This is a genomic window from Allomuricauda sp. M10 (genome assembly GCF_020782875.1).
Classification (GTDB): Bacteria; Bacteroidota; Bacteroidia; order Flavobacteriales; family Flavobacteriaceae; genus Flagellimonas.
The window spans coordinates 1-5,550 of sequence record NZ_JAJGBN010000012.1 but is presented as its reverse complement, the minus strand read 5'-3'; the positions used below and the strand labels follow the sequence as shown (position 1 = coordinate 5,550).

Annotated in this window: 3 protein-coding genes and 1 pseudogene; all 4 read right to left on the bottom strand. The window is 42.5% G+C overall.

What is annotated here, in order from left to right:
- A pseudogene (locus LKX84_RS17820) lies at positions 1-804 on the bottom strand (hypothetical protein); the annotation flags it as partial.
- 510 nt (positions 805-1,314) lie between these two features.
- Positions 1,315-3,264: an OmpA family protein gene (locus LKX84_RS17815; RefSeq protein ID WP_228239078.1), complete on the bottom strand. Its 1,950-nt coding sequence runs from the start codon at positions 3,262-3,264 to the stop codon at positions 1,315-1,317.
- An 11-nt stretch (positions 3,265-3,275) separates the two neighbouring features.
- Positions 3,276-4,223: a type IX secretion system membrane protein PorP/SprF gene (locus tag LKX84_RS17810; protein ID WP_228239077.1), complete on the bottom strand. Its 948-nt coding sequence runs from the start codon at positions 4,221-4,223 to the stop codon at positions 3,276-3,278.
- Between the two features lie 12 nt (positions 4,224-4,235).
- A partial coding sequence (locus LKX84_RS17805; protein WP_228239075.1) for a gliding motility-associated C-terminal domain-containing protein occupies positions 4,236-5,550 on the bottom strand: 1,315 nt, incomplete at its 5' end.

Sequence of the window (5,550 nt, the reverse complement as noted above, 5' to 3'; positions counted from 1 at the left end):
AGCGGATAGGTCCACACTGTTACCATCGACGATGGAAAGGGTGTTCCCTGATAGGCTCAAGGTCTGGTCATCTGTATCAGTATCGATGCTACTGATGTCGATGGTATTGCCACCAGCGATGCTCAAATCGCTACCGCTCAAAGAAAGGGTCTGGGAATCCGTGTTCACACCTGAAATATCTATCGTGTTTCCTTCGGAAATGGTCAGATCCGAACCTGAAATGCTCAATGTCTGGTCATCCGTATCCGTGTCAATGCTGCTGATGTCGATGGTGTTGCCTCCTGTGATGCTCAGATCGTTTCCACTCAAGGAAAGGGTCTGTGAATCCGTATTGGTATCTATCAGAGCTGCCAAATCAGCCAACGCTACAGCATAGGTATTGCCATCCGAATCTGTAATGACCAAATTGGTATTGGAGCCATCTATTCCAAATGAGGCAACCGTAGTATTGGTATCCGTTAAGCTATCACTTAAACTACTTAGGTCCACGTTGGCACTGCCCCCATTTTCCAAGGAAAGGGTCAACGTATTGGTTGAACCATCTAAAGTAAACCCTGTCAATTGTTGATCATCGGTCGATGTCAATTCCCAAGAGTTACCATCCCAAAAGTAAATGGTTCCGGTAGTGGTATTGACATAAATGTCACCAATATCAGCACCGGACGGTGTTACAGCGCCAGGGCTGGAAACATCGGTTCCTTTTAGGACTTCACAATTACATTGATCCTGTAAGGTTACTGTGGTTTGGGAAAAGGCAATTCCTGTAAAAAGTAGAAACAGTAGGGCAACTATGCTCTTTTTCATGAGGTTACTATTAGTTGAGGCTCGGTATTCGTTGTGTTTTTGTTGTTTTGGTCGTTCATTTCAAGCTGGTTCTGAAAGGACAGAACACCTCGAATTTTACAACTCCCTACAAAATTACTTTTACCTATAGGGATAGAAAATATTTGTTGTGTACTACTGAAAACCTACTGTATAGCATCCATATCATGAGGTCATGTTACCAATTCTTTATCATTTTTTTAAGACTGTTCGTCGATGAGAGGCAATAAAATCAGTTGTTGTCCCATCACATAAAAAAATAATATATAATCCTATTCCTACTTTTTAATTTTAGGATTGCACTGTGATTAAACCTAAAATCGTCCTCTATTCTATATTGTCAGATTTATAGAACACCAACCAAATGTCCGTTGGCCGAACCTAATTTATGCAGTTGAAGTAAAAAAAAAAATGGCCCTTTAAAAGAGGGCCATTACATATTCTTATGTGAAGCTTGGTTTATAAAAAAAAGTTGAAAAACAGATTTTTATATCATTCAAATATGATAAATTCTGAACGTCTGTTCAATTGATGTTGTTCTTCTGAACAGCGAACCCCGTTCATACATCCATTCACCAATCGGGTTTCCCCAAAGCCTTCTCCTTGAAGCCTATCCTTGGCTATACCTTTAGAAATCATATACTTAACTGTAGACTCAGCTCTCATTTGAGACAACCACAGGTTATAGGCATCATCTCCGCGACTATCGGTATGCGAATTTACCTTAATCTTAAGGCTAGGATATTTTTCCATGGCCACAATTACTTTCTGAATCTCAATTTCGGCATCGGGCCTGATGTTGTATTTGTTCAAATTGAAATAAATAGTACTCAGCTGCAACAACTTGGCCAAGTCGTCCCCAAATCCTCCAGTGACCAAATCCCTTTCCAAATAAAAGTCAATAATCCTTGGCTTACCGTTCGATTTACCGAAATATTCTTCAGCCGGAACATACCCATCCCTGGAAGCTCGAACAAAGTTACCTTTGGAACAATCCAATAGCAGGAAGTAATTTCCATTGGAATCCGTTATGGTTGAAGAAATCTCGTTGTTCTCCTCATCGATTACTTTAACGGTGGCGCCTGCCAAAACTTCGTTGGAAATACGATCCCTGACCGTACCCGACACCTCCTGGATACAATCCAACACCAAAGGTTCGTTTTCTACAAATGCATAAATATCGTCATCACCCATACCTCCTTCCCTATTGGAAGAAAAATATCCAGTTTTGCTTTCTGAATCATAAATGAAGGCGAAATCATCAGTTGGTCCATTGATGGGTTTTCCAACATTTACCACGGGTTGATCATAATCGTCAAATGCAATTTTAGTGGCGAATACATCCAATCCGCCCAAACCTAAATGCCCATCGGAAGAAAAATACAACACCCCATCCGAAGTAATAAAGGGAAAGGTCTCCCTGGCCATGGTATTGATGTTTTTACCCAAATTTACAATGGGACCATAAGTGCCATCACCAATAATATTGGTCATGAATATATCCGATTGCCCCAAACTACCGGGCATATCGGAAACGAAATACAGTCGCTTGCCATCTGGACTCAACGCTGGGTGTGCCACAGAATAAGAGTCACTGTTAAAGGGAAGTTCCGTGATATTGGTCCATTCGCCATTTACTTTTTCGGCACTATAGATCTTTAATCGGGTAATCCCTTCGCCATCCTTGTATTTTTTACCGTCCATGAAATTGTTTCGGGTAAAATACATGGTGTTCCCATCCTTTGTCACCACGGAGGTCGACTCGTGAAGTCTGGTATTGACTTCGCCCTCCAATTTCATGACATTATCGGTAGAAGCGCTATCAGCATTGACTTTGTATAGATCCAAGAAGTCCCTGGAATTCCATGTGTGGCGGTATCTTGCCAAATTTCCGGTATCACGATCAGAAGCAAAAATGAGCCCTTTTTCGTAGTAGGATGCAGCAAAATCAGAGTACTTGCTGTTATACCCAAAAGGTGTAACGGTGTACCTTCCCGAGTTCTCCTCGATTTTGGTCATGTAATCGTCGTCAAACCCACCGGTATAGGAAGCTGTCATGCTTTTGAATTCTTCCATTAGGCGTGCTGCTTCGTCATAATTGCCAATGGACTTCAAACTTTGGGCGTAACGGAACACATATTCCACTTCCATCTCATCCGGAAATTCCGCTTCCAATTTTTTATAGATTTCCGCCGCTTCCTGGTATTTGGCATTGAAATAATACGAATTTCCGAGTTTCTTCAATAGGTCAGGAGAAGAATAGCCTTTGTCCAACACTTTTTTATAGATATCGATGGCAGGACTGAAGGAATACTCCCGATAGCGCTCATCGGCCTTCTCTATGGTCCTATCAATCTTTTTGTCGGGAATGCTGTCCTGTGCGACCATTTTGGCCACCGAACCTGAAAGTACAATAAGTAAAATGAGTATTCTTTTCAGCATCCTAAACTATATTAAAAGAATCTTGGTGAAACAGTTCTTTGAAAACTCTTCAACAACTCCACCCTCAAAAATATTTCGAAGGATCCATCATTGAATTGGGTTCCGCCCAATTCCGTGGTTTCCCTATCATACGCCAAACCAACCATCAATTGCTCCGTCAACTGGAAACCGATCAAACCGCTCAAAGCGGCATCCCAACGGTAAGCGGCCCCAAAACTGAACTTGTCCGCGAACAAAAAGCTAGCGGAAACATCCACTTGCAAAGGCGCACCACCTACTGCCTTGGTCAACAAGGCTGGTTTAAATTTCAGGTCTGGACCCATATCGAACACATATCCTGTAATAAAATAAAAGTTGATGCGCTGAGCTGACAAAAAGTTTACCGAATTATCGGAATTGTCGTTGTCGAAATATTCGGTTTCCAAAATATTGGGAGCCGATAGACCAGCATAAAACTTGTCCGTATGGTAGTAAACTCCCAATCCGAAATTGGGCGTGAACTTATTATCAATATTGTTTTGGTTCACCACCTCTTGGTCAAAGTTGCGGAGCCCATTAAAATCCAAGCTGATCATATCGCCGCCCGCCTTTAACCCGAAGGACAGCTTAGCATCCCTGGCAAATTCCAGAGTATAGGAAATGGCCGCATCCAAATAAGTCTGTTGTACCACCCCATCACCGATATTGTCGTTTACCACGGAAATACCATATCCCAATCTACTATTTCTGATGGGAGAATGTAGGTTGATCGTGAAAGTTTCCGGGGCACCATCGAGTCCAACCCACTGGGAACGATACAAACCAGCAAAACTCAATTGCCCTCTAGAACCGGCATAAGCAGGGTTGACACTTAATGTATTGTACATATATTGAGTGTATTGGGCATCTTGTTGGGCGTATAATCCCATGGAGATCACTCCAATAAACATCAACGTAATTAAAAAACGCATTCTTACCATTCTATCAATATGTTACCTGCTTATATAGATATATTCGGAATCCGTGAAACTGCCTTCATCCGTTTCGTAGTTAAAGATATAAAAATACACCCCCGCTGGGAGATAATCGTTGACAATCAACGATGACCTTCCTCTTGAACGACCATCAAACACATTGTTGATGTTATCATAGTTCTCACCCTCATAGACTGCCACACCCCATCGGTTAAAAATCTTCAAGGTGCTCGATTTGATCCTATCAACACCCCTGATGAAAAGGAAGTCGTTTTTCAAATCACCGTTCGGTGTCAGCATTTGGTTCACTTCAATTTTAGAATCGTCATCAATGCCATCCACGGTTACAGTAACAACCGCTGAATCACAATTTTCCGGACTGGATGTTTCGCAAATGGTATAGCCAATAGTGTAGGTGCCATCTTTAGTACCGGGAATAACCGACACACTTCCATCTTCATTGATGATGAGCTCATCTGTTGGGGTCGATGTTAAAATCACCTCATCCAAGGTAACAGATTCGCCGTTCAGGGTATCATTGCCCAATACATTACTGTTTGGAATGATACCTTCCGCATCAGCTTCATAGGCATCATCCACAGCATCAATTACATTCACCATGGGCTCTGTAACCTCTACTGTTACTGTGGCCGTATCACAATTTTCCAAGTTGACCACCTCACATATGGTGTAGCTGATGGTATAGGTGCCTTCGGCCGTACCCGGGCTAACGGTTACACTACCATCTTCATTGATAGTGAGTTCATCCGTTGGTGTGGAACTCAAAATCACATCAGCCAAAGTCACAGGGGTTCCGTTCAAGGTGTCATTGTCCAAAACGTTGCTATCCGCAATCAATCCGCCCGCAGTATCCGCACTATAAACATCATCCACCGCATCGATTATATTGGCCATCCCTTCGGTAACTTCAACGGTCACGGTGGCTGAATCACAGTTTTCCATATTAGCTGCCTCACAAATGGTGTAGCTGATTGTATAGGTGCCTTCAGCTGTACCCGGGGTTACGGTTACACTTCCATCTTCATTGATAGTCAATTCTGCAGTTGGAGTGGAGGTCAAAATCACATCCTCAAGGGTTACGGACACTCCATTAAGTGTATCGTTATCCAAAACATTACTTCCTGCAATTATACCGCCAGTAGTATCCGAACTGTAGGTGTCATCCACTGCATCGATGACATTCGAAGTGCCTTGGGTCACTTCCACAGTAACGGTTGCCGTATCACAATTGCTTGGATTGGCCACTTCACATATGGTATAATCAATGGTATAAGTACCTTCTGAAGTTCCTGGGTTGATGGTAATGGTACCG